This is a genomic window from Mycolicibacterium sp. MU0050, from assembly GCF_963378085.1.
Lineage (GTDB): Bacteria > Actinomycetota > Actinomycetes > Mycobacteriales > Mycobacteriaceae > Mycobacterium > Mycobacterium wendilense.
In genome coordinates this window covers 2,026,125-2,050,213 of sequence record NZ_OY726395.1, presented here as the reverse complement: position 1 = coordinate 2,050,213, position 24,089 = coordinate 2,026,125, and the positions used below count along the sequence as shown (strand labels likewise).

Below are 24,089 nucleotides of genomic sequence, written 5' to 3'. Positions count from 1 at the left end.
CCCGGGTCCGGCCGCAATGGCCGGGTACCCGGGGCTTTTTCGTGCCTTGGAGCTAGACCTTGGCGAGCACCTCGGTGGTCTGCAGCGCCTGACCCACGCCCGCCACGATCGAGGCCAACCGGATGGCCTCGAAGATCGCGGTCCGGGACACGTCGGAATCCCGCAGGGTCTTCTCGTGCGCGGCCAGGCAGTGTCCGCAGCCGTTGATCGCCGACACCGCCAGCGACCACAGCTCGAAGTCCACCTTGTCCACACCGGGGTTGCCGATGATGTTCATCCGCAGGCCGGCCCGCAGGTCGTCGTACTGACCGTCGAGCTGCCCCTTGGTCCGGTAGAACACGTTGTTCATACCCATGATGGACGCGGCGCCCAGGGCGGCGTGGAAGGCCTCCTCGGACAGCACGTCGAGTGCGTCCTCGGCGATCTCCTTGAGCAGCCGGTCGGACTTGGTGGCCGCCGCGGTCGCCACCAAGGCGCCCCACAGCTGCTGCTCGTTGAGCTCGGTGGTGCGCACGATGGCGCCCAGGTTGAGCTTCAGGTCCTTCGCGTACTCCGGAAGGGCCTCCTTGAGATTGTCGATGCTCACCAGTTACACCGCCTCGGAAAGGAGTTCACCCGCGTTGATGGTCGGGTCGCCCTTCTTCCAGTTGCACGCGCACAGCTCGTCGGACTGCAGCGCGTCGAGCACCCGCAGCACCTCGTCGACGTTGCGGCCGACGGAGCCCGCGGTCACGGACACGAACTGCACCTCGTTGTTCGGGTCGACGATGAAGGTGGCGCGGTCCGCGACACCGTCGGCGTTGAGCACGCCGGCGGCGACGGCCAGCTCGCGCTTGAGGTCGCTCACCATGGGGAACGGCAGCGTCTTGAGGTCCTCGTGCTGGGCGCGCCACTGGAAGTGCACGAACTCGTTGTCGACGGAGACGCCGAGCACCTTGGTGTCGCGGTCCTCGAACTCGTCGTTGAGCTTGCCGAACGCGGCGATCTCGGTCGGGCACACGAAGGTGAAGTCCTTCGGCCAGAAGAAGACGACCCGCCACTTGCCCGGGTGGTCCTCGCTGCTCACCGTGGTGAAGTAGTCCTCGGGATCCTTCGCATCGACCTTGGACAGGTCGCCCCCGATCACGGCCTTGAGCTCGTACTGCGGGAACTGGTCACCGATGGTCAGAAGAGTCACAGAGAAACACTCCCTTTTCTGGAATTATTCAAGTATTGACATCTCCCATTGTGCATCGGAAATCGTGGATTGCAAACCCTCCCCGAAGTGATTGCCGCCACACTCGGCCGGTCCCCCAACCGTGAAATCTGCCCTCCGGCAGAAGATATCGAGTGCCGCGACGGCTCAGGACAGGCCCAGATCCGTCCGGAACCGTCGCATCCCGTCGATCTTCTCGGCCAACGTGGCGGGACCATTGGTGTAGAACACCCACGGCATCGTGATGATTCCGGTGATCCCGCCGGCCTTCGCCCGCGCGTAGTGCTCTGGGGTGAACGCATCGACCAGCGGCGTCAGCACCGCGAAATCGTCCATCGACAGACCGTTCTCGGCCCGGAGTTCGCGTAGCCGATCGACCCGTCGCAGCGCCTCGTCGGTGGTGATCAGATCGCCGACCCAGCCGTCGTGGCGGGCCGCCCGCCGCAACGCGATGTCCGACAGGCCGCCGACGAAGATCGGGATGGCCGGCGGAGTCGGCTCCATCTCGAGCCGGGGGGTGCGGTAGAACTCGCCGTCGAACTCCGTCCACCCCGGCGCCCACAGCTCCTTCATCAACGCCAGCATCTCGTCGGTGCGCCTGCCCCGCCGGTCGAACTGCTGCCCGAGCAGTTCGAACTCCTCGCGACACCACCCGACGCCGATCCCGAGCTCCAACCGCCCACCGGCCAGAACCGCCGCGGTACCAATGGCTTTGGCCGCCGAGTACGGGTCCCGCATGGCCGGCAGGTAGACCGTGGTGACAAAGCGCAGCTGGGCGGTCGCCAACGCGATCGCGCCGATCATCACCCAGGGATCGGGCCAGTCGGTGAACGCCTCCCAGCGCCGCTGCCCGTCCTTGGTATAGGGATAGGGCGTCTGCAACGTCTCGAGGTTGACCACGTGATCCGGGATGGCCATCCCGTGGTAGCCCAACTCGTCGGCGGCCTTGGCCACCTCGACGGCCTCCGCGGTATCGAGGAAGGCCGTGCTGACGTAGAACTTCACTGCCGGGCCCACGCCGGTTGGATGAAGACCCCCTCGGCTTCGACGGTGGGCCCCTCGGCGTCCGAGATGAACCCGCGCGCATACGTTTTGACGCCGTCGATCCGCTCGGTCCAGGCCTCGCACCGCAACCGGCCCAACGGGGTCCCGCGCAGATAACGCAGCGAGATGGTGCCGGTGAACACCGGGCGGTCGCCGCGGCCGCTGGCGACCTCACCGAGCAGATGATCGAGGATCAACGCCGAGATCCCGCCGTGCACATGGTCGGGCGGGCCCTCGTAGGCCGCGCCGAGTTCGAACTCGGCCCAGCAGCGGTCGTCGCCGTGCTCGACGGTCAGCGGTGGCGCCATCGGATTGCGCACGCCGATCACCGGGTTCCCCCACGACATGCCCTCGCCCTCGGAGGTGAACCGGACGCCGAACGGGCCGTCCATCTGATCGGCCCGCAACGTCGCGGTGATCGCCTCGATGGCGGCCTGCGCCGCGGCGATGTCCTCGGCGCCGGCCCGAGTGCGGATGGTGGCGTCCAGCAGTTCCCGCACCGCCTGCGTGAACGGCTCGTAGACGGCTCGCTGGGCCGCGGCCTCGGCGGCGTCGACCGGCTCATAGGTGAACTGCATTCACCTGTCTTAGCATCGAGGGCACTACGAAACCCGCGCGGGGCCCCTAACCGAAGACCTTGCGCACGACGGCCTTGGCCCGCCGCGTCACCCGCAGATAGTTGTCCAGGAACGCACCGCCGTCGTCGTCGGGCCAGCCGGCCGCGACCGCGACGGCGTTGAGCATCCGCCCCGGGCCGGGCAACTGGTCGGTCGGCTTGCCCCGCACCAGCACCAGCGCGTTGCGGGCCCGGGTGGCCGTGAGCCAGGCCTGCCGCAGCAGGTCCACGTCGCCCTCGGCGATCAGTTCCGCCGCGCCGATCGCGTCGAGCGCCTGCAGCGTCGAGGTGTTGTGCAGGGCCGGGATCTGGTGCGCGTAGCGCAACTGCAGCAGCTGCACGGTCCACTCGACGTCGGCCAGGCCCCCGCGCCCCAGCTTGGTGTGGGTGTTCGGGTCGGCCCCGCGCGGCAACCGCTCGGCGTCCACGCGCGCCTTGACCCGGCGGATCTCCTGCACGGTGTCGGCCGAGACGCCGCCGCTCGGATAACGCGTCTCGTCGACCATCAGCAGGAACCGCTCCCCGAGTTCCAGGTCGCCGGCCACCCGGTGGGCCCGCAGCAGCGCCTGGATCTCCCACGGCTGCGCCCACTGCCGGTAGTAGCTGGTGTAGGACGCCAGCGTCCGTACCAGCGGTCCGTTGCGGCCCTCCGGGCGCAGGTTCGCGTCGACCTCCAGCGGCGGATCGACGCTGGGTGTGCCCAGCAGCGCCCGGATCTGCTCGGCGACGCCGGTGGCCCACCTGACCGCGGTGGTGTCGTCCACGCCGGGCGCCGCCTCGCAGACGAACAACACATCCGCGTCGGAGCCGTAGCCGAGTTCGGCGCCGCCGAGTCGGCCCATGCCGATCACCGCGATGGACGCCGGCGCCACGCCGTCGGCCGGGGTGTTGGTCCGCATCACCGCGTCCAGCGCGGCCTGCAGCACCGCCACCCACACCGACGTCAACGCCTGACACACCGCGCGCACGTCGAGCAGCCCGAGCAGGTCCGCCGAGGCGATCCGGGCCAACTCGCCGCGGCGCAGGGTGCGCGCCGCGGCGATGGCCTTGGCCGGATCGGACTGCCGGCCCGCCGCGGCCACCAGGGCCCGGGCCACCCCCTCGGGTTCCACGTCGAGCAGCTTGGGCCCCGACGGCCCGTCGGCGTAGGCCTGGATCACCTCGGGCGCGCGCAGCAACAGGTCCGGCACATACGCCGAGGTACCCAGCACGTGCATCAGCCGCTTGGCCACCGCGCTCTCGTCGCGCAGCGTGCCCAGGAACCACCGTTGATCGACCAGCGCTTCGGAGAGCCGCCGGTACTGCAGCAGGCCCGCGTCGGGGTCGGGCGTGTCCGAGAGCCAGTCCAGCAGCGTGGGCAGCAGGATGGCCTGCACCCGGCCCCGCCGGGTGCTCTGATTCGCCAGCGCCGCAAGGTGACTCAGCGCGCTGGCCGGAGCCTGGTAGCCCAGGGCGGCGAGCTGCCGTTCGGCGGCGGCCGCGCTCATCCCGTCGGCCAGGTCCCGCGCGACTCCGGTGGACTCCAGCAGCGGTTGGTAGAACAGCTTGGCGTGCAGGCGCGACACCCGGTGGCTCTGCCGTTTGAGTTCCTTGCGCAGCACGCCGAGCGCGTCGTGGGTGCCGTCGGGGCGCACGTGGGCGGCGCGGGCCAGCCAGCGCAGCGCTTCGGCGTCGTCGGGGGCCGGCAGCAGATGCGTGCGCTTGAGCCGCTGCAGTTGCAGCCGGTGTTCCAACAGCCGCAGGAATTCGTAGGAGGCGGTCATGTTCGCCGCGTCGTCACGGCCGATATAGCCGGCCGACCCCAACGCGGCCAGCGCCTCCACCGTCGACGCGACGTGCAGCGTGTCGTCGTTGCGACCGTGCACCAATTGCAGCAGCTGCACGGCGAACTCGACGTCCCGCAGCCCGCCGGTGCCCAGCTTGAGTTCGCGGTCGCGCACGTCGGCGGGCACCAGCTCCTCCACCCGCCGGCGCATGGCCTGGACGTCGGCCACGAAATCGTCGCGCTCGCAGGCGGTCCACACCATCGGCATCATCGCGTCGATGTACTGCCGGCCCAGCTCCGCGTCGCCGACGGCGAACCGCGCCTTGAGCAACGCCTGGAACTCCCAGGTCTTGGCCCACCGCTGGTAGTAGGCGACGTGCGAATCCAGCGTGCGCACCAACGGGCCGCGCTTGCCCTCGGGCCGCAGCGCCGCGTCCACCTCGAAGAAGGTCTCCGAGGCCATCCGCATCATCTCCCCGGCCACCCGGGTTTCCAGGGTGTCGGCGGTGGCGCCCACGAAGATGACGTCGACGTCGGAGACGTAGTTGAGTTCGCGCGCACCGCTTTTGCCCATCGCGATCACCGCCAAGGTGGGCGCGGGCTCGTCGTCCTTGCACACCGTGGTGGTCGCGTAGCGCAGGGCCGCGGCCAGCGCGGCGTCGGCCAGATCGGCCAGATGGACCCCGACGGCGGCGAACGGCAGCACCGGCTCGTCCTCGACGGTCGGGGCCAGATCGATCGCCGCCAGCATCAGGATCCGGTTGCGGTAGAGCGTGCGCAGCGCGAGCGGGGCTGCGGCGCCGTCATTTTCGTCGACGCACTCGAGGAACTGCGCCTTCAATTCCTCCGCCGACGGCAGCACCGGCGCGGGATCGTCCGTCCCCTCCAGCAACCGCCAGGATTCGGGGTTGGCCACCAGGTGGTCGCCGAGCGCCAGCGAGGAGCCCAGCACCGCGAACAGCCGACCCCGCAGGGTCCGGTCCTTCTGCAGCGCGGCGGAGAGCTGGTCCCAGTCGGGGCCCACCGCCTCGGCCAGCCGCACCATGGCGCGCAGCGCGGCGTCGGCATCGGGGGCCCGCGACAGCGACCACAGCAACTCGACGTGGGCGTCGGTGTCCCAGCCCAGACGCGCCAGGTCGGCCGGGGCGCTGCGCTCGACGAGTCCGAGCCGCCCCACCCCGGGCACCGTGGGACGTTGCGTCACTGGTCTGGACACGGCAGCAACGGTAACCCACCGAGGGCGCTCGCAGTAGCCACAGCTACAGCGAAAGATACTGCTGGAGTTCGAAGGGCGTGACGCTGTTGCGGTACGCCTCCCATTCGCTGCGCTTGTTACGCAGGAAGAAGTCGAACACGTGCTCCCCCAACGCTTCCGCCACCAACTCGGAGTTCTCCATGGCGTGCAGCGCGTTGCCGAGGCTGCCCGGCAGTTCGCGATAACCCATCGCGCGCCGTTCCTCCGGCGTCAGGCTCCAGACGTTGTCCTCGGCCTGCGGCCCCAGCACGTAGCTCTTCTCGACGCCGCGCAGGCCGGCGGCCAGCAGCACCGCGAAGGCTAGGTAGGGGTTGCAGGCGGAGTCGGGGCTGCGCACCTCGACGCGCCGCGAGGCCGCCTTGTTCGGGGTGTACATCGGCACCCGTACCAGCGCCGAGCGGTTGGCCGCGCCCCAGGAGGCCGCCGTCGGCGCCTCCCCGCCGTGCACCAACCGCTTGTAGGAGTTCACCCACTGGTTGGTGACGGCGCTGATCTCGTTGGCGTGCTCGAGGATTCCGGCGATGAAGGATTTGCCCACGTCGGAAAGCTGCAGCGGGTCGTCGGGGCTGTGGAACGCGTTGGTGTCGCCCTCGAACAGGCTCATGTGGGTGTGCATGGCCGAGCCCGGGTATTCGCTGAACGGCTTGGGCATGAACGAGGCCCGCACCCCGTCGCGCAGCGCGACCTCCTTGACCACATACCGGAAGGTCATCACGTTGTCGGCCATCGACAGGGCGTCCGCGTAGCGCAGGTCGATCTCCTGCTGGCCCGGCGCGCCTTCGTGGTGGCTGAATTCCACCGAGATCCCCATCGATTCGAGCGCCTCGATGGCATGCCGACGGAAGTTCGGCGCGGAGTCGTGGACCGCCTGGTCGAAGTAGCCGCCGTTGTCGGCGGGCACCGGGACGCTGCCGTCGTACGGGCCGGGCTCGAGCAGGAAGAACTCGATCTCCGGATGCACGTAGCAGGAGAAGCCGAGGTCGCTGGCCTTGGCGAGCTGGCGGCGCAGCACGTGCCGGGAGTCCGCCCAGGACGGCGAGCCGTCCGGCATGGTGATGTCGCAGAACATCCGCGCGGAGTGGTTCTGGCCGTCGTCGCCCGTCCACGGCAACACCTGGAAGGTCGACGGGTCCGGACGCGCGACGGTGTCGGACTCGGAGATCCGGGCGAAGCCCTCGATCGAGGAACCGTCGAACCCGATGCCCTCCTCGAAGGCCCCCTCGAGTTCGGCGGGCGCAATCGCCACGCTCTTGAGGAACCCGAGCACGTCGGTGAACCACAGCCGAACGAACCGAATATCGCGTTCCTCCAGCGTGCGCAGCACGAATTCCTTCTGACGGTCCATGACTGCGAGCCTAGGCAGCGGCTGTTAACTCTGTGTTACAGGCGTGTCCCGAGATGGCCGTTCAGCACCGCATATCGCCGGGCACCACGCCGTCGACGAAGTAGTCGACGATGGTCGAGTCGATGCACTCCCGGCCGCTGAAGACGACGGTGTGCTGGTTGCCCTCGAACGTGATCAGCGGCGCCTGCAGCTGGCGGGCCAGGTTGACGCCGGCCTGATACGGCGTGGCGGGGTCCCCGGTGGTGGAGACGACGACGACCGACCCGGGCCGCGCGGGGGCGGCCGGCTGTGGCGCGGAGGTCGCCGGCACCGGCCAGAACCCGCAGATGTCGCGGGGCGCGAACCCGGTGAACCCGCCGTAGGAGGCGAACGGGGCGAGTTCGCGGATGCGTCGGTCCGCGGCGGCCCACACCGCCGGATCCGTCGGGGACGGCGCATCCATGCAGCGCACCGCGTTGAAGGCGTCCTGATTGTTGCGGTAGTGCCCGGAGGCGTCGCGTCCCTCGTACTCGTCGGCGAGCAGCAGCAGGTCGCCCGGGTCGGTGCCGCGGGCCAGGCCGAGCAACCCGGAGGTCAGGTAGCGCCACAACTGCGGGGTGTAGAGCGAGTTGAAGGTTCCGGTGATGGCGTCGGCGTAGCTGAGGCCGCGCGGATCCGACGTCGGCGCCGGCCGGGTGACCAGCGGGTCGACGAGTTGGCGGTACCGGTTCACCCACTGCGTCCGATCCTGCCCCAGCGGGCAGTCCGGCGACTGGGCGCAGTCGGCGGCGTAGGCGTTGAACGCCTGCTGGAAGCCGGCCATCTGGTTAATGCTCTTGGTCACCGGGTCGACGGTGGGGTCGATGGCGCCGTCGAGCACCATCGCCCGGACGTGCTGGCCGTGGTTGCGCAGGTAGGCGGTCCCGATCTCGGTGCCGTAGGAGAAGCCGAGGTAGTTGATCTGCTCCTCGCCGAGGACCTGGCGCACGGTGTCCATGTCGCGCGCGACGTCCCGGGTGCCCAGCGTCGCCAGGAAGTCGGTGCCCATCCGCTCGGCGCACCGCTGCGCGAACTGCTGGTAGAGCGCTTCGATGCGCGCCACCCCGGCCGGGCTGAAGTCGGCCATGGGCTCGCGGCGCCACGCGTCGAACTCCGCGTCGGTGCGGCAGCGAAGTTCCGGCGTGGAGTGTCCGATGCCGCGCGGGTCGAATCCGATCAGGTCGAAGTGTTCGTTGATGGGCGAACCCACCAGCGCCGCACCCATGCTCGCAACCGTGTCGACGGCCGAGGCACCGGGGCCGCCGGGGTTGACGAACAGCGCGCCGATGCGTTGACCCGCGGCCGGCACCCGGATGACCGCCAGCGACACCGCGGGGCCGGCGGGCTGCTCGTAGCTCACCGGGACCGGCAGCCGGGTGCACTGCGCCGTCGGAATCCGGTCGGTGTCGTCGTAGAAGAGCTCGCAGGATTGCCAATTGACCTGCGGCGCAGCAGGTTCCGGCGCGGTCGGCCCGGGCACGGCGGCCGCGGTGGGCATCGGCGCGGCCAGCAGCACCAGAACTGAGCTGAGCAGCGCAGTGCCCCATCTTTTACAGCGCTGCATGGTGCCCATCGTCGCATGCGAGGACCCCCGGCGCCGCCCGCGGGCGGTCACGCTCCGGTATCGGTACGGATACGCCCGCCTCAGCACCGAGTATTGGGCGGCGGCAGGGTCCCGTCGATCAGATAGGCGGCGGCCATCTCGTCGACGCAGGCCTCACCCTGGAACACCACGGTGTGCTGGGTGCCCTCGAAGGTGATCAGCCCACCCTTGAGCTGCCGGGCCAGGTCCACACCCGCCTGGTACGGGGTGGCGGGGTCGCCGGTGGACGAGACCACCAGGGTGGGCGGCAGATCCGGGATCGACAGTTCGTGCGGCTCGCTGGTCGGCGGCACCGGCCAGAACGCACACGTGGACATCGGTGCATGCCCGGTGAATTCGCCGTAGCTCATGAACGGGGCGACCTCGCGGACCCGCCGGTCGGTCTCGACGACCACCTCGCGGTCGGTGATCGGCGGCTTGTCCACGCAGTTCACCGCGATGCGCGCATCGGTCGCGTTGGTGTAGTGGCCGTTGGCGTCGCGCCGCATGTACATGTCGGACAGGATCAGCATGGTGTCGCCGGTGCCGTTGCGCAGTTCGGTCAGGCCCTGGGTCAGGTGCCGCCACAGCGCCGGCGAGTACAGCGCCATGATGGTCCCGACGACGGCGTCGCTGTAGGACAGCCCGCGCGGGTCCTTCGTCGATGCCGGCTCGTCCACCAGCGCCTCGACCATCTCGCGGTAGATCTCGACGGCCTTGTCCGGGTCGGTGCCCAGCGGGCAGCTCGCGTCGGTGGCGCAGTCCGCGGCGTAGTCGTCGAAGGCCCCCTGGAAGGCCGCGGCCTGGTTGATGTCGGCCTCCACCGGATCGGCGTTGGGGTCGATGGCGCCGTCGAGGATCATCGCGCGCACGTTCTGCGGGAACTGCTCGGCGTAGGCCGCCCCGATCCGGGTGCCGTACGAGTACCCCAGGTACGTCAGCTTGTCGTCCCCGACCGCCTCGCGGATCTGGTCGAGATCCTTGGCGACGTTGACGGTTCCGACGTTGGCCAGGAAGTCCTCGCCCATCTTGTCGACACAGCGCTGAATGAATTCCTTGGTTTCGTTCTCGATGTACTCGACACCCTCGGGCGTGTAGTCGACCTGCGGGTCCGCCCGCAGCCGGTCGTTGTCCTCGTCCGAGTTGCACCACACCGCCGGCGTGGACGACGCGACCCCGCGGGGGTCGAAGCCGACGAAGTCGAACCGCTGACGGACGTCCTCGGGCAACAGATCGACCATCCCGATCGCGGTCTCGATGCCGGACTCCCCCGGCCCGCCGGGATTGACCAGCAGGGAGCCGATCTTCTCCCCGGTGGCCGGGAAACGGATCAGCGCAAGCTGAATCACCGGGGCGTCGGGATCGTCGATGTCGTCGTAGTCGACGGGCACCGCGATCCGCCCGCACTCGGTGTCCGGCGGCAACTCGAGGTCGGCGCCGCCGGTGAACTTGCACGGCTCCCAGCGCACCGGCTCACCGATGCCGGGCTCGGCCAGGGCGGCGCGGCCGTCGATCACCTTCGAGCACCCCACGGCGCCCAGAGCCAACGTCGTCACCGCCGTCACGACCGTCGTGGCGCGCAGGAACGACCGAGGGCGAAGAATGCTCATGGAAACCAATGCTGCCATGCGCCGGCCACAAGCCTCGTCAGCGCGTGTCTACCGCGTCGCGGCCAGCAGCTCGCCCATCCCCGTAGCGAAGTCGTCGGCCAGGTCCCACAGATCGGGCAGCAGCTCCGGGCAGGAGATGATTCCGACGTCCAACGCACCGTTGAGCGACATCACGGTGATGTTCAAACCGGACCCGTGGAAGATTGGCCCCAGCGGGTAGAGCGCCTTGACCTCGGCCCCCAGGAAGTACAGCGGCACCTGCGGGCCGGGCACGTTGGACAGCACCAGATTGTGCACCGGCCGGGCCTCGGTCAGCCGGGTGCCGGCGTAGACCCGCATGGCGGCCCCGAACACGGCCGGGGCCGCGAACTGGGACCAGTCCTGCAGCAGAGTCGCCGCGATGGCCGAACTGTGCTCCTTGGCAACCGAAGTCGCCTCGGCGATGGCGCGCAGCCGCTCGGCCGGGTCGGCGATCTCGGTGTGCAGGCTGGCGAACATCCCGGACACCTTGTTGCGCCCCGGCCGGTCCGACCGGTCGTGCACCGACACCGGGACCATGGCCACCAGCGAACTGTCCGGCAGTTCGCCACGGTCGATCAGGAACTGCCGCAGCACGCCGGAGACCAGCGCCATCACCACGTCGTTGACCTTGACACCGAAGTGATTCTTGACGGTCTTGATGTCCTCGAGGTCCAGCTCGGTGAAGGCGATGTTGCGCCGCCCGGTGATGCTGGCGTTGAACGCGGTCTGCGGCGCGCGGAACGGGCTGGCCATTGCCGAACCGTTGACCGCGCGGCGCACGGTGTCCACCACGGTGCTCACGGTGTCGGGCAGCACCTTGGTGGCCAGGTTCAGCGGCCGGGTCGCGAACCGGGCCAGCCCGCGCACGGCGATCTCCAGCTGTCCGGCGCCGCCGGGGGCGGCCACGGGCTCCGGCGCCGGCGCGTCCGGTTCGGTGGTGCACAACTGCGACATCAGGTTGGCGCCGGTGACGCCGTCGACCGCGGCGTGGTGCACCTTGGTCATCACGGCCAGCCGGCCGCGGTCGGCGGTGTCGGTGCCCGCGACGTTCTCGATGACCAGCATCTCCCACAGCGGCTTGCTGCGGTCCAGCGGCAACGACGCGAAATGCCCGCAGATCTCGGCCAGCTCCGCGCGTCCACCGGGCCCCGGCAGACCCACGCGGTGCACATGGTGTGCCACTTCGAAGTGCTCGTCCTCCACCCACACCGGATGATCGAGGTTCAAGAAGCTGTCGGCGAGTTTCTCGCGGAACTCGGGCATGGCGGTCATCCGGACCGCCAGCGCGTCGCGCAGCCGGTCGAAGGTGTAGCCGCCCGGAATTGTGGCCGCATCCAGTTCGAGCAGCGAGCAGACGTGCAGGGGTTGTTGGGGCGTTTCGAGATACAGAAAACTGGCGTCGAGGCCGCTGAGCCGCTGATAACCGGACATCTGCGCATCGTAGGTCGGCCCGGATGGCGGTGTGAGGAAGTCCACTCAACTGCCCCTTCACCTGCGCGCGTCGCAGTGGCAGACTTGGCGAGGTCAGACGACCCGGGGACCCGGATTGGGCCTCGAGGATCGACCCGACAACGACAAGGGGCGACTCAGCCATGTCCTCAGAGCAAACCGTGTATGGCGCTGCGGCGGATTCCAAGCCCCGCACCAAGGTGCGCACCCATCATCTGCAGAAGTGGAAGAGCGAGGGCCACAAGTGGGCCATGCTCACCGCCTACGACTATTCGACGGCGCGGGTGTTCGACGACGCCGGTATCCCGGTGCTGCTGGTCGGTGATTCGGCCGCCAACGTCGTCTACGGCTACGACACCACCGTGCCGATCTCCATCGACGAGCTGATTCCGCTGGTGCGCGGTGTGGTGCGCGGCGCCCCGCACGCGCTGGTGGTCGCCGACCTGCCGTTCGGCAGTTATGAGCGCGGCGCCGATCAGGCATTGGAGACCGCCACCCGGTTCATGAAGGAGACCGGCGCGCACGCGGTCAAGCTGGAGGGCGGCGAGCGGGTCGCGCCGCAGATCTCCGCGCTGACCCAGGCCGGGATCCCCGTCATCGCCCACATCGGGTTCACCCCGCAGAGCGTCAACGGGCTCGGCGGTTTCCGGGTGCAGGGCCGCGGCGACGGTGCCGAGCAGACCGTGCACGATGCCATCGCCGTCGCCGAGGCCGGCGCCGTCGCGGTGGTGCTGGAGATGGTCCCCGCCGAGTTGGCCACCCAGATCACCGGCAAGCTGACCATTCCCACCGTCGGCATCGGCGCCGGCCCCAACTGCGACGCCCAGGTGCTGGTGTGGCAGGACATGGCCGGGATGACGTCGGGCCGAACGGCCAAGTTCGTCAAGCGATTCGGCGACGTCGGCGGCGAACTGGGCCGGGCGGCAAGCCAATACGCCGACGAGGTGGCCAGCGGCGCGTTCCCCGCCGAGGAGCACTGCTTCTAGCCGGCGGCGACCAGGGCGCGCTCCAGCTCGGCCATCTCCCCCGACTCCGCGGCCGTGACGAACGCGGTGAACAACCCTTGGTACGCCACGGGTCTCGGTGCGGCGTCGCGGTCCTCGGTCAGATGTTTGCGCGCCCGGCTCACCAGCTGCCGGGCGTTCGCCTCGCTGACGCCGACGGTGTGGGAGATCAGCCGGTACGGGTAGTCGAACGCTTCCCGCAACACGTAGGCGGCGCGCTCGGTCGGCGGGAGTTTCTGCACCACGATGCGCGTGGCGCTGCGCAGCGCGTCGCCGCGTTCGCTGCACAGCGCCGGGTCGGCATCGGCGTCCACGGGCTCGAGAATCCACGGCCCCAGCTGGGTTTCGCGCCGGTTGTGGGCGGACTGGAGCTCGTTGATGCACAGCCGGGTGGTGACGGTCAGCAGGAAACCGGTCGGGTTCTGCACCGCGGCGCGGTCGCAACACTGCCACCGGACCCAGGAGTCCTGGACGACGTCTTCGGCGTCGGCCACGCTGCGCAACATGCGATGGGCGACCCCGAACAACAGGTGCCGGATGCCGGTGAAGAACTCCGCGGCGTCCTCGAGGTCCCCGGTAGCTGAGGAACCGGCGCGGTCTTCGATGTCTGCGATTGTCATGCTTCGAGCCTGCTGCGGTCCCCGCCGCGGCGAGCCCTTGAAAGTTCGTGGTCCCCGGGGGACCACGGATCGTGGTCGGCTCAGCTGGTCCACGCGACGGTGCGAAGCTGCCGACGCGACCTGATTCCGAGCTTGACGAAGACCTTCCGTAGATGCCATTCGACGGTGTGCGTGCTGAGGAACAGCTGCGCACCGATTTCGTGGTTGGTCAGCCCGTCGGCCGCCAACCGGGCGATCTGGCCTTCCTGCGCGGTGAGCTCGCCGCCCGACTTCACCGGACGGTTGCGGATCTTTGCGCCGAGGGCGACGAGTTCCCGGTGGGCGCGTTCGGCGAAGGCGGTGGCGCCCATCTTGGCGAACCTGTCTGCCGCGGCGTTCAGGTGTTGGCGCGCGTCCCCACGGCGGTTCACCCGGCGCAGCCATTCGCCGTAACTCAGTTCGATGCGGGCCAGGTGCACGGTCACGGCGCTGTCCCCGAAGTGGCCGATGGCCGCCCGGAACAGTTCGTCCGCATGGTCGTTGTCGGCCACCAGCGCGTGCGCGCCGGCGACCGCGCCGCGCGCCCACCCCGTCGAACTCGCGCCCACCTGCCGCTCGAATCTGCGTACCCCCTGCAGGGCGATGTCGTGGCGGTCGGTGTGCACGGCCGCTTCGATCATTTCGTAGAGCGTCCAGCTGTAGAAGCCGAGATCCTCGAATTCACAGCCGTCCCGCGCGCAGGCGAAGGCCTCCTCGTAGCGGCCGAGCCCGTTGTACAGCACGGCGCTGGCGTAGTCCGTCAGGCCCAGCAGCCGGCCCTCACCCCGGGCGGCGGCGTCCGCGGTGGCGTTCCCGATCAATCGGAGCGCCTCCGTGGCGTCGCCCCGCCACGCCGCGATGTTCAGCGAGTGGTAGCGCACCGGGGCGTAACCGGTGGCCGCGGTGATCGATGCGGCCTCTTCGAGAAGCGTTGCCGCCGTGCCGAGTTCACCGTTCAGTAGCTGAACGCCGGCGTGATAGGCCAGTGCCGGCGGCAGGGCCGCCAACGCACCGGCGGCGCGGGCCTGCCGGACCAGGGCGCCGGCCATCCGATCCATGAGCGCGTCGTCCCAGAGTTCCCCGGCGGCCGATTCCGCCAGGATGGCCAGCCCCAACGACAACCAGCGTGGTGGCTGCGCCTCGCTGCGCTCGAGTTGCGCGCACATCGCCTCCAACGCCGCCCTGAGCTGCGCGGATCCGGCACCCGCCCCCTCGGTGATCCGGGTGGCCATGGCACTCAGCAGCAGGTCGACGGGCCGGTGCAGGTTCGCGGTGCGCGCCAGCGCCGCGAGCGCGGCCGCGGCCGTCTCCTCCAGCGCGCCCTCATCCCCGAGCCGGCCGGCATACATGGCCGCAGCGATCGCCTCGAGGTGGGCCTCCCGCGCCTGTTCCTCGTCCAGGGGGTCGAGTTGCTCGGCGGCCCCCCGCAATCGGGCGGTGACCTGGCGCAGCCGCGGCGCCGCGGGGTCCCCGCCGCGGCACCGCACGAAGTCGATCTGCGCCCGCAGCCGTGCCACCTGGGCGCGCTGCAGCGCCGAGAGCGGCCCCAGTTCCGCGATGGCCAATAGCTTGTAGGCGGCCTCCGGCGCGGCGGCGTCGCGCTTCACCCGGGCCGCAGCGATGGCACGGGCGCCACGCAGGCCCGGGTCCGCGGTCAGCACGGCCGCGCGTTCCAGGAACGCGGCGGCGGCGGCCACCCCGCCGCGGCTCTGGGCACGGCCGGCCGAGGCCTCGAGCTGCGCGGCCACCGCGTCATCGGTGCCCGCGGTGGCGTTCGCCGCGTGCCAAGCCCGGCGGTCCGGGTCCAGGTGCGGATCGGTCGCATCGGCCAGCGCGCGGTGGATCGCCCTGCGGTCGGCCGGATCTGCCGCGGCGTAGGCGGCTGATCGGACCAGCGGGTGGTGGAACCTCATCCGGGCCCCGAACTCGATGATCCCGGCGGTCTCGGCTGCGGTCAGGGCTTCGACCGGGATGCCCAATTGTGCCGCCGCCCGAAGGAACAGCGCCGGATCGCCGACGGGTTCGGCGGCCGCCGCGAGCACCAGTCGCTGGGTGTCGGTCGGTAGTGCTCGGATTCTGCGGACGAAGCTCTCCTCGACCTGTCCCGCCGAGGGCCGCGTCGCGGCGCCCCCGAAGCCGCCGGCCAGCTCCTCCGGCGAGAAGTTCCGCGGTACCTCCAGCACGGCCAGCGGAATGCCACGCGTCTCGGCCACCATGCGGTCCCGCACCCGCTCGTCGAGGCGCCCCATCACCACCGAGTCCAGCAATGCCCGGGCGTCGCTGTCGGTCAGCCCGGTGATGTTCAGGTCCGGCAGACCGGACAGATCGGCGGGACCGCCGTCACGCACCCCGAACACCATGCCGACCGGCTCGGCGACCAGCCGTCTGGCCACGAAGCCCAGGATTTGCACCGACACCTGATCGAGCCATTGCGCATCGTCGATGACGCACAGCACCGGCCGGTCCTCGGCGGCGCTGGCCAGCAGACTCAGGACGGCCAACCCCACCAGGAACCGGTCCGGCGTCGGCCCCACGCCGCGCCCGAACGCCACCGCCAGGGCATCTCGCTGCGGTTCCGGCAGCTCGTTCATGCGGTCCAGCAGCGGAGCGCACAGTTGATGCAGACCCGCGAACGCCAGCTCCATGTCGGATTGCACGCCGGCGACATGCGCACAGCGAAACCCGGCCGATTCCGCGCATTCTGCGACGTGGTCGAGCAATGCGCTCTTTCCGACGCCCGCCTCGCCGCGCAGGACCAGCGCCTGACCGACCCCCGAGCCGACATTGGCCACCAGCGACTGCAACTCGGCGCATTCCACGTCGCGGCCACGCAGACCCGACGCCCGATTCTCGCTCGTCACCGGCATCACCGCGTCCGCGCTAGGGGGCGAATTACCCGGAAATACTAGCGAGCGCCGAGCGGCCCGGCGTGGCCTCGGGCCCCTGGACGCCTACATCGCCGAACCGCCACCGTCCACGTGCAGGGTGGTGCCGGTGATGAAGCTGGCGTGCGGCCCCGCCAGGAACACCACCGCGGCGGCGATCTCGGCAGGCGCGGCGGTCCGGCCCAGCGGCAGCGCCCGGCCCAGCTCGTCGTTGGTGTCCCCCCACTGCGCCACGACCCCCTCGGTGCTGGTGGGGCCGGGCGCCACGCAGTTGACGCGCACACCGCGCCCGCCGAATTCGATTGCCCAGGTGCGGGTCAGCGATTCCACCGCGGCCTTGGAGGCGCTGTAGGCCGACGCCGCTGCCACCCCTTTGCTGGCCACCATGCTGGTGATGTTGACGATGCTGCCCGAACCACGGTCGAGCATGCCGGCGGCCAGCCCGGCCGTGAGGAAGTACGTCCCGAGCACGTTGGTATCGAAGGTCTTCTCGAAGCTGTCGACGCGTTGGTCGACCGTCAGGGCGGCGGGGAAGCTGGCGGCGTTGTTCACCAGGATGTCGACGTCGCCGCTGCGCCGCACGAGGTTTCGCACGGAGTCGATTTCCGCGAGATCGGCAGGGACGAACCTGGCTCGGCTGCCGAGCGCGGTCGCAGCCGCCTCGCCGCGGGCGGTGTCGCGACCCGAGATGATCACCTGCGCGCCGGCGTCGGCCAGCAACTGCGCGCAGGCCAGTCCGATACCGGCGGTCCCGCCGGTGACCAGGGCCGAGCGGTTGAGCAGTTCGGTCATCAGAGGCTCCTTTTGTCGATGCGCCCTTTCAGGCGACGAGTTGCGGTGGTGAATCGGACTGTCGGCCAGCGGTATCGGTGAGCTGATCGCGGACGTGGCGACGCGCCCGCGACACTCGTGACATCGCGGTCCCTGCGGGCGTTCCCATCCGGGCGGCGACTTCGCGGTAGGTGTAGCCCGCCACGTCGGAGTAGTACAGCGCGGTCCGGAATTCCTCCGACAGGGCAGCAAGCGCCGCTGCGAGCGCGGGTCCAGGCAGTGTTGCGAACACCTCGTCCTCCGCCGATCGGTGCGCCCTGACCGGAGCGCGTTCGGGCGTTCCGTCGAGGGGCACTTCCGTGGGCCGACATTGCCGGTACCGGAACGCGCTGACCCACTGGTTGTGCAGGATTCGGAACAGCCAGGCGTTCAGGTTGGTGCCGGCGCTGAAGCCTGCGTAACCCGCGTAGGCGCGCAACAGCGTGTCCTGGAGCAGGTCTTCGGCGTCGAACTCGGTGCGCGTGAGTCTGCGGGCGGCCCGTAGCAGCGCGTCGCGGTGCGGCGCCACGTCGGCCTCGAAGCGAGCCGCGGTGGCTGCGCTCATCGCAGCGCCGGCCGCTGCGTGCAGATCGACTGTTCTCTTCACGGTGCCCCCTCGGTCGCGCGGCGGTGGCCGCTTCGGACTTGTTGTCGCTCTGACCATTCCGACCGGACGGGGCTGCGCTTTGTGACAGCCACGGCCGGCGTCACAGAGCGGGGCCGCACCCGGTCGTAACTGGTGACCGAGTCGGGAAGCAGGAAAGGGGCCAGCATGCGCATCGTCGTTGTCGGCGGTACGGGCTTGGTGGGTACGCGGTTGGTGGACGTCCTGACCCGAGCGGGTCAGGACGCCGTCGCCGCGTCGCCTCGGACCGGGGTGGACACGGTGACCGGCAAGGGGCTGACGGAAGTCCTCACCGGCGCCGACGTCGTCGTCGATGTCTCGAACTCACCGGCGTTCGAGGACTGCGCCGCCATGGAGTTCTTCCGCAACTCGACGACCAACCTGTTGACCGCAGAGAAACTCACCGGGGTCACGCATCACGTCGCCCTGTCGGTGGTGGGCACCGAACGGTTGGCCCCGCACAGCGGCTACTTCCAGGCGAAGCTGATGCAGGAGGAACTCATTGCCACCGGACCCGTCCCCTACTCGGTGATCCGCGCGACGCAGTTCTACGAGTTTCTGTTCACCGCCGCGGATTCGGCGACCGTGGCGGGCACGGTCCGGCTGCCGCCGGCGCTGATCCAGCCGGTCGCCGCCCATGACGTGGCCGCTCAACTCGCCACCGTTGCGGTCGGCGGACCGGACAACGGCAGTACCGAGATCGGCGGGCCGCAGCGATTCGCGCTCGATGAACTGATCCGCACCGTGCTGTCCATGCGGGGCGATGACCGCGCGGTGGTGCGCGATGCCACGGCGCGGTACTGGGGCATCGACATCGAAGAACGCACCCTGCTGCCGGGCGCTCATGCGCGACTGTGCGGCACCCGCCTGACCGATTGGCTGGGCGGGGCCGACGGCCGCCGACGCTGATCAGCCGCCGACACTGACTCAACGCGGGTTCGCGGCGGCCAACTGCCAATCCGCGAATCGAGTCTCGGACAACGTTGCCCCCGCGCCCGGCGTCAAGGTGTCGGTCTGCAGGTGAGCTCCCCAGTACAGGGCGGTCGGGTCGGTGTGCACCGTCCGGGGATCCTGGCGCTCCGCCAAGACTGCCCGCGCAAGCTCATCGAGCCGGAACCGTTGTGGCCCCGCGATATCGCCGATGCCGTTCAGGGGCGGTTCGACTGCGGCGGCGGCCACCGCCGCGGCGACGTCCGCCGAGGCGATCGGCTGGATATCGACCGGCGCCAGACGCACGACGGTGCCGGCGGTGGCGGCGTTAATGATTCCCGTGATGAACTCGTAGAACTGGGTGGCGTGCACGATCGAATACGGCACACCGGACGCGGCGATCAACTCTTCCTGCACCTGCTTGGCGGCGAAATAGCCGCTTTCGACGGCCAATTCACCGGTGCCCACCACGGACAGCGCGACGTGGTGGGCGACGCCGGCCGCCTGCTCCGCGGCCACTAGGTTTCCGGTCGAGGTTCGGAAGAACTCGACTGCCGCGTCCCGCTCGAACGACGGCGAGTTGGAGACGTCGACCACCACGTCGGCGCCGGTGAGGACCTGCGTCAGGCCCGCGCCGGTGATGGTGTCCACCCCGGTGTTGGGCGCGGCGGCGACCCCGTCGTGCCCCGCCGCGGTGAGCAGCCGCACCACCTGGGATCCGATCAGGCCGGTCCCTCCGATAACGACGATCTTCATGTTCGGCACCCTTCGTCGACGCTGGACGACCACCACCGGCCGTCCAGTCGTCAACTAGGACCGATCAACCCGCCTATTCGTGACAACCGGTCAGGCGTACTTCGGCGCGCGCTTGTTGAGGAATGCGTCGATGCCCTCGGCGCCATCGGCTCCGCCGGCGTTCTCCGAGATCAGCTGCGCCTCGAAATCCATCTGGGTCTCGATGTCGTTGTCGAACGTCGTCAACAACAGCTTCTTGACCGCCGCGGCAGAACCCGCTGCGCCCGAAGCGATTTCAGCGGCCAGCGCATCGACCCGGGCGGCGAACTCGTCGTCGGAGACCACGTAGTTGACCAAACCCCACTGCTCGGCCTCGGCGGCCGACAGCTTGCGGTTGGTCAGCATGAGGTCGCCGGTGCGCCGCACGCCGATCAGTCGCGGCAGGGTGTAGGAGGCGGCGCCGTCCGGGCTCAGTCCGGCCCGGGTATAGGCCATGGTGAACGATGCCGAGGCCGCGGCGACCACCAGGTCACCGCTGGCGGCCAGCGAGAAGCCGGCCCCGGCGGCGGTGCCGTTGACCGCCGTGATCAGCACGGCGTCCATCCGGGCGAATGTCGAGATGGCCCGGTGCAGGTCGTCGGCGATGTTCTTGACGAACGGGCCGGGCCCCAGCGGCGAGGCGGCCATGGCCTTGAGATCGCCTCCGGCGCAGAAGAAACGGCCGGCCCCGGTGAGCACCACCACCTTGGTGCCCGGCGCGGCGCAACGGGTGGCGACGTGCGCCAGCTCGCGCGTCATCGCGTCGTTCATGCCGTTGGCGGCCTCGGGCCGGTTCAGCGTGATGCGGGCGACGGGGCCGTCCTGCTCGAACAGCAGGGTCTCGTAGGCGTGCGACTCGGTAGACATGCCGGTGACGTTAACCCGTGTGGTCGAGCCGTCGGTCGGCTGCCCCTCAGATTCTCCCCGCCAGGTAGTCGGCTCGGCAGGCCCGGCGGGCCAGCTTGCCACTCGTGGTGCGCGGAATGGTTCCCGCGGCGACCAGCCGCATGTCGGCGATCGGCAGCGCGTGGGTGCGCGATACGGCAGACCGCACGGCGGCCAGCACGGGCTCAGGATCGACCTTGCCGGCACCGGCGGCACGCTCGGCGATCACCACCAACTGCTCGCCTGTGGAATCTTCGGCGGGCACCGAGAACGCCGCGACGTAACCGGTCCGGATCGCGTCGGAGGCCGCGGCGACGGTGGCCTCGATGTCCTGCGGGTAGTGATTACGCCCGTCGACGATCACCAGGTCCTTGATGCGGCCGGTGATGTACAGCTGACCGTCCAGGTAGACACCCAGATCTCCGGTACGAAGCCAGGTTTCGCCGTAGGCGGTGCCCTCGGCGTGGCTACCGGTGACCAGCCTCGACTGCAGCTTGTTGCCGAAGGTCAGTTCGGATTCCTCGGGGCGGCGCCAGTAGCCCTGCCCGATGTTGTCCCCCTGCAGCCAGATCTCGCCGACCTGACCGTCGGCCAGCTCGGCGTCGGTCTCCGGGTCCACGATCACGGCCCACTGGCTGCGGGCCACCGTGCCACAGGACACCTGGGCCACGGCGTTCGGCGAGTCCGGCGACACCTGGACGGCCTGACCGGCGCCGAGTTGGTCGCGGTCCAGGTAGACCGCGCTCGGGGCCGCCTCCGGGCCCACCGTCGACACGAACAGCGTGGCCTCGGCCATTCCGTAGGACGGCTTGACCGCGGTGGCGGGCAGGCCGTACGGGGCGAACGCCTCGGTGAACTTCTCGATGGAGGCCATGCTGACCGGTTCCGATCCGTTGATCAGGCCGGCCACATTGCTCAGGTCGAGGTGCTGGCCCGGGGCGGGCAGTCCGCGGGTGGCGGCCAGCTCGAAGGCGAAGTTGGGCGCCGCCGCGAACGTCGGCCCCTCCTGGCCCTGCTTGCCGAGCTCGGCGATCCAGCGCCCCGGCCGGCGGACGAACGCCAACGGCGACATGAGCGTGATGTGCCCGCCGCACAGGGCCGGGAACATGATCATCAGCAGCCCCATGTCGTGGTACAGCGGCAGCCAGCTAACGCTGCGGATGTCGCGGGACAGGCCCACCGACATGATCATCTGCAACACGTTGGTGCACACCGCGCGGTGGGTGATCTCCACGCCGGCGGGCGTGCGGGTGGAGCCCGAGGTGTACTGCAGGTAGGCGATGTCGTCGACCGCGACGTCGACGGGGTCGAACAATTCGCCGACGGTGTCCGGGACCGCGTCGACGGCCAGCACCCGGGGACGTTCCCGGCGGGGGCGGCTGCGGAGGAACTTCTGCACCGACTCTGCGGCCGCGGTCGTGGTGAGGACCACCGTCGGCTCGGCGTCGGTGAGCACGGCCTCGAGGCGTTCCGCATGCCCGGGGAGCTCCGGAGCAAACAACGGCACGGCGATGTTGCCGGCTGCGATGGCCGCGAAGAAGCCGACGACGTAGTCGATTCCCTGCGGGGCCAGCACCGCCACCCGGTCGCCCGGGGCGCTGATCTGCTGCAGCCGGGCACCGACCGCATGCAGCCGCGAGCCCAGTTGCGACCAGGTGATCTCGACGGCCGCACCGGCCGGGTCCTGCGTGTAGTCCAGATAGCGGTAGGAAACCTCGTCGCCGAGGGCGGCGATGTTGCGTTCCAGGTACGACGTCAACGTCGTTCCCGCCGGAAGGGCGATGTTGCCCTCCCCATCGAGGTAGTCCTCGACCCGTAGCGTGTTCGACCCGATGTTCATGCCAGCAATCTTAAGGAATCTCTGAGGTGAGGCCCAGTATGACAGGTCTCGATTCGGTCTCGACGGCTTTCGGGCCTGCGGCGAGCGCCGCCGGGTTGCCGGCCCGCGGCGCCGGTACCGATGGTGCAGGTGTGGCATTCTGGGTGCAGAGTCCACAGCCGGCGATCGAAGGTGACATGACGGCCAAAACGGCAGCTCAGAAGTCGAAAACCAACCGTTACACCGAGATCGAGCGCAAGTACGAGGTGGCCGGGGAGGCCGTCACGCCGTCCTTCGACGGGCTCACCGCCGTCACGCACGTGGAGCGGTCCCCATCACAATCGCTGGACGCTGTCTACTTCGACACAGCCGCACACGATCTGGCGGCCCACAAGATCACGCTGCGTCGGCGCACCGGCGGTGAGGATGCGGGCTGGCACCTGAAGTTGCCGGCGGGCCCGGACGCCCGCACGGAGGTGACGGCGCCGCTGGAGTCCGAGGACGTTCCCGACGAGTTGCGCGACGTCGTGCTGGCCGTGGTGCGGGACCGCCCACTGGCTCCGGTGGCACGGATCGCGACGACCCGACACGTCCAGCGCCTGCGCGGGGCCGATGAGGCGGTATTGGCCGAATTCTGTGACGATCACGTCACCGCGTCGGCCGGGGAGGTCGAAGCGCAGTGGCGGGAATGGGAACTCGAACTCGTCGAGTCCGACGACCGATTGCTGCTGGACCGACTGGGCAACCGGTTGCTCGACGCCGGCGCCGCCCCGGCCGCACACGGCTCGAAGCTGGCCCGGGTACTCGGCGCGGACGCCGACCGACCGGACCCCCCACCTGCCGATCCGGTGCATCGAGCGGTGCTGGAACACAACCGGGAGCTGCTGCTGTGGGATCGCGCGGTGCGCTCCGACACCTTCGACTCCGTGCACCAGATGCGGGTGACCATCCGCAAACTGCGCAGCCTGCTCAAGGAATCCGAGGAGTCCTTCGGCCTCACCGACGACGCCTGGGTACTGGACGAACTGCGGCAGTTGGCCGCCATTCTCGGGGTGGCCCGCGATGCGGAGGTGCTGGCCGCGAAGTATGCCGAGGCCCTCGATGAGCTGCCGCCGGAGTTGATTCGCGGGCCGGTGCGCGAGCGCCTGGTCGACGGCGCCCGGCGGCGCTACGACACCGGACTGCGGCGGTCCCTGAAGGCGATGCGCACCACCCGGTACTTCCGCCTGCTCGATGCGCTCGACGACCTCGCCCACACCCCCGGACCGACGACGGAATCCGAGCACAAGCCCGTCAGCCTCGACTCCGCCTACAAGCGGGTCCGCAAGGCCGCCAAGAACGCCCGCGCCGCCGCCGCGGACGCGGCCGACGACCGCGACGAGGCGTTGCATCGAATCCGCAAGGGCGCCAAGCGCTTACGCTACACCGCTGCGGCCACCGGCAAGCGCAAGGTGTCCGAGGCCGCCAAGACCATTCAGTCACTGCTGGGCGATCACCAGGACGCCGTCGTCAGCCGCAACCACCTGAGCCAGCAGGCCGAGGCCGCCCACGCCGCCGGCGAGGACACCTTCACCTACGGGTTGCTGTATCAGCGCGAGGAAGATCTGGCCGAGCGTTGCCGCGAGCAGCTCGACGACGCGCTCAAGGCCCTGGCAAAGGCGATGTCCTAGCAGAGGACCTCGAGCCCCCGCCTACGGCCCACTTGCCGCCGACCCTGTTCAGAAGCGCGAGCCACACCGGGGCCGGTGAAGCACCCGCCGTTGCGGTCATGACGCCGCCGACACATTTCGACCATACGTATGACCGTGCCGATCCCACT

19 protein-coding genes are annotated in these 24,089 nt (G+C 69.7%); 3 read left to right on the top strand and 16 right to left on the bottom strand.

What is annotated here, in order from left to right; translation table 11 throughout:
• Nucleotides 1-52: 52 nt before the first annotated feature.
• The 9 genes from ahpD to R2K23_RS09535 form a co-directional block, all read right to left on the bottom strand.
• Entirely contained in the window at nt 53-586 is a 534-nt protein-coding gene (ahpD, locus tag R2K23_RS09575; protein WP_316516266.1) for an alkyl hydroperoxide reductase AhpD, read from the bottom strand.
• Between the two features lie 3 nt (nt 587-589).
• Complete coding sequence (locus R2K23_RS09570) at nt 590-1,177, bottom strand: peroxiredoxin (protein WP_316516264.1); 588 nt, start codon at nt 1,175-1,177, stop codon at nt 590-592.
• A gap of 165 nt (nt 1,178-1,342) precedes the next feature.
• A complete protein-coding gene (locus tag R2K23_RS09565; RefSeq protein WP_316517172.1) occupies nt 1,343-2,200 on the bottom strand; it encodes a TIGR03619 family F420-dependent LLM class oxidoreductase in 858 nt (285 codons plus the stop codon).
• On the bottom strand, nt 2,197-2,817 hold the full coding sequence (locus tag R2K23_RS09560; protein WP_316516263.1) for a PaaI family thioesterase: 621 nt from the start codon (nt 2,815-2,817) through the stop codon (nt 2,197-2,199). The genes R2K23_RS09565 and R2K23_RS09560 overlap by 4 nt, the downstream gene beginning before the upstream one ends.
• Before the next feature lie 46 nt (nt 2,818-2,863).
• Complete coding sequence (locus tag R2K23_RS09555; protein ID WP_316516262.1) at nt 2,864-5,836, bottom strand: bifunctional [glutamine synthetase] adenylyltransferase/[glutamine synthetase]-adenylyl-L-tyrosine phosphorylase; 2,973 nt, start codon at nt 5,834-5,836, stop codon at nt 2,864-2,866.
• Between the two features lie 43 nt (nt 5,837-5,879).
• Nucleotides 5,880-7,220 (bottom strand): type I glutamate--ammonia ligase, encoded by a 1,341-nt coding sequence (glnA, locus tag R2K23_RS09550; RefSeq protein ID WP_316516261.1) that lies wholly within the window; start codon nt 7,218-7,220, stop codon nt 5,880-5,882.
• A gap of 61 nt (nt 7,221-7,281) precedes the next feature.
• Complete coding sequence (locus tag R2K23_RS09545) at nt 7,282-8,811, bottom strand: alpha/beta hydrolase (RefSeq protein WP_396893339.1); 1,530 nt, start codon at nt 8,809-8,811, stop codon at nt 7,282-7,284.
• Nucleotides 8,812-8,882: 71 nt separating this feature from the next.
• Nucleotides 8,883-10,430 (bottom strand): alpha/beta hydrolase, encoded by a 1,548-nt coding sequence (locus R2K23_RS09540; protein WP_316516259.1) that lies wholly within the window; start codon nt 10,428-10,430, stop codon nt 8,883-8,885.
• Between the two features lie 48 nt (nt 10,431-10,478).
• The gene (locus R2K23_RS09535) at nt 10,479-11,882 is read right to left on the bottom strand and encodes a WS/DGAT/MGAT family O-acyltransferase (RefSeq protein WP_316516257.1); all 1,404 of its coding nucleotides are present in this window, start codon (nt 11,880-11,882) and stop codon (nt 10,479-10,481) included.
• Nucleotides 11,883-12,043: 161 nt separating this feature from the next.
• Between R2K23_RS09535 and panB the strand changes: the two genes are divergently transcribed.
• The gene (gene panB, locus R2K23_RS09530) at nt 12,044-12,886 is read left to right on the top strand and encodes a 3-methyl-2-oxobutanoate hydroxymethyltransferase (protein WP_316516255.1); all 843 of its coding nucleotides are present in this window, start codon (nt 12,044-12,046) and stop codon (nt 12,884-12,886) included.
• Here the strand turns inward: panB and R2K23_RS09525 are convergent.
• The 4 genes from R2K23_RS09525 to R2K23_RS09510 form a co-directional block, all read right to left on the bottom strand.
• Nucleotides 12,883-13,524, bottom strand: a complete 642-nt coding sequence (locus R2K23_RS09525) for a sigma-70 family RNA polymerase sigma factor (RefSeq protein ID WP_316516253.1) — start codon at nt 13,522-13,524, stop codon at nt 12,883-12,885. The two genes, panB and R2K23_RS09525, sit on opposite strands and share 4 nt — an antisense overlap.
• Before the next feature lie 80 nt (nt 13,525-13,604).
• Nucleotides 13,605-16,409 carry a LuxR family transcriptional regulator gene (locus tag R2K23_RS09520; RefSeq protein WP_316516251.1) on the bottom strand — a complete coding sequence of 935 codons (2,805 nt, stop codon included), beginning with the start codon at nt 16,407-16,409 and terminating at the stop codon, nt 13,605-13,607.
• 84 nt (nt 16,410-16,493) lie between these two features.
• Nucleotides 16,494-17,219 (bottom strand): SDR family NAD(P)-dependent oxidoreductase, encoded by a 726-nt coding sequence (locus R2K23_RS09515; RefSeq protein ID WP_316516249.1) that lies wholly within the window; start codon nt 17,217-17,219, stop codon nt 16,494-16,496.
• Nucleotides 17,220-17,247: 28 nt separating this feature from the next.
• Nucleotides 17,248-17,844 carry a sigma-70 family RNA polymerase sigma factor gene (locus R2K23_RS09510; protein ID WP_316516247.1) on the bottom strand — a complete coding sequence of 199 codons (597 nt, stop codon included), beginning with the start codon at nt 17,842-17,844 and terminating at the stop codon, nt 17,248-17,250.
• 165 nt (nt 17,845-18,009) lie between these two features.
• Between R2K23_RS09510 and R2K23_RS09505 the strand changes: the two genes are divergently transcribed.
• The gene (locus tag R2K23_RS09505; protein ID WP_316516245.1) at nt 18,010-18,771 is read left to right on the top strand and encodes an SDR family oxidoreductase; all 762 of its coding nucleotides are present in this window, start codon (nt 18,010-18,012) and stop codon (nt 18,769-18,771) included.
• A gap of 18 nt (nt 18,772-18,789) precedes the next feature.
• On the opposite strand, the gene R2K23_RS09500 is transcribed toward R2K23_RS09505, so the two are convergent.
• The 3 genes from R2K23_RS09500 to R2K23_RS09490 form a co-directional block, all read right to left on the bottom strand.
• Nucleotides 18,790-19,548, bottom strand: a complete 759-nt coding sequence (locus tag R2K23_RS09500; protein WP_316516244.1) for an SDR family oxidoreductase — start codon at nt 19,546-19,548, stop codon at nt 18,790-18,792.
• 90 nt (nt 19,549-19,638) lie between these two features.
• Nucleotides 19,639-20,433, bottom strand: a complete 795-nt coding sequence (locus R2K23_RS09495; RefSeq protein ID WP_316516243.1) for an enoyl-CoA hydratase/isomerase family protein — start codon at nt 20,431-20,433, stop codon at nt 19,639-19,641.
• 46 nt (nt 20,434-20,479) lie between these two features.
• On the bottom strand, nt 20,480-22,291 hold the full coding sequence (locus R2K23_RS09490; RefSeq protein WP_316516242.1) for a fatty acyl-AMP ligase: 1,812 nt from the start codon (nt 22,289-22,291) through the stop codon (nt 20,480-20,482).
• 176 nt (nt 22,292-22,467) lie between these two features.
• Between R2K23_RS09490 and R2K23_RS09485 the strand changes: the two genes are divergently transcribed.
• The gene (locus R2K23_RS09485; protein ID WP_316516241.1) at nt 22,468-23,940 is read left to right on the top strand and encodes a CYTH and CHAD domain-containing protein; all 1,473 of its coding nucleotides are present in this window, start codon (nt 22,468-22,470) and stop codon (nt 23,938-23,940) included.
• The last annotated feature ends 149 nt before the right edge of the window (nt 23,941-24,089 follow it).

What these genes read in the sequence shown, in the direction of transcription:
- R2K23_RS09560 (WP_316516263.1), bottom strand. Translation starts at nt 2,817, where the DNA reads ATGCAGTTCACCTATGAGCCGGTCGACGCCGCCGAGGCCGCGGCCCAG.
- R2K23_RS09525 (WP_316516253.1), bottom strand. Translation starts at nt 13,524, where the DNA reads ATGACAATCGCAGACATCGAAGACCGCGCCGGTTCCTCAGCTACCGGG.
- R2K23_RS09545 (WP_396893339.1), bottom strand. Translation starts at nt 8,811, where the DNA reads ATGGGCACCATGCAGCGCTGTAAAAGATGGGGCACTGCGCTGCTCAGC.
- panB (WP_316516255.1), top strand. Translation starts at nt 12,044, where the DNA reads ATGTCCTCAGAGCAAACCGTGTATGGCGCTGCGGCGGATTCCAAGCCC.
- R2K23_RS09515 (WP_316516249.1), bottom strand. Translation starts at nt 17,219, where the DNA reads ATGACCGAACTGCTCAACCGCTCGGCCCTGGTCACCGGCGGGACCGCC.
- glnA (WP_316516261.1), bottom strand. Translation starts at nt 7,220, where the DNA reads ATGGACCGTCAGAAGGAATTCGTGCTGCGCACGCTGGAGGAACGCGAT.
- R2K23_RS09520 (WP_316516251.1), bottom strand. Translation starts at nt 16,409, where the DNA reads ATGCCGGTGACGAGCGAGAATCGGGCGTCGGGTCTGCGTGGCCGCGAC.
- R2K23_RS09540 (WP_316516259.1), bottom strand. Translation starts at nt 10,430, where the DNA reads ATGAGCATTCTTCGCCCTCGGTCGTTCCTGCGCGCCACGACGGTCGTG.
- R2K23_RS09495 (WP_316516243.1), bottom strand. Translation starts at nt 20,433, where the DNA reads ATGTCTACCGAGTCGCACGCCTACGAGACCCTGCTGTTCGAGCAGGAC.
- R2K23_RS09485 (WP_316516241.1), top strand. Translation starts at nt 22,468, where the DNA reads ATGACGGCCAAAACGGCAGCTCAGAAGTCGAAAACCAACCGTTACACC.
- R2K23_RS09505 (WP_316516245.1), top strand. Translation starts at nt 18,010, where the DNA reads ATGCGCATCGTCGTTGTCGGCGGTACGGGCTTGGTGGGTACGCGGTTG.
- R2K23_RS09535 (WP_316516257.1), bottom strand. Translation starts at nt 11,882, where the DNA reads ATGTCCGGTTATCAGCGGCTCAGCGGCCTCGACGCCAGTTTTCTGTAT.
- R2K23_RS09490 (WP_316516242.1), bottom strand. Translation starts at nt 22,291, where the DNA reads ATGAACATCGGGTCGAACACGCTACGGGTCGAGGACTACCTCGATGGG.
- R2K23_RS09500 (WP_316516244.1), bottom strand. Translation starts at nt 19,548, where the DNA reads ATGAAGATCGTCGTTATCGGAGGGACCGGCCTGATCGGATCCCAGGTG.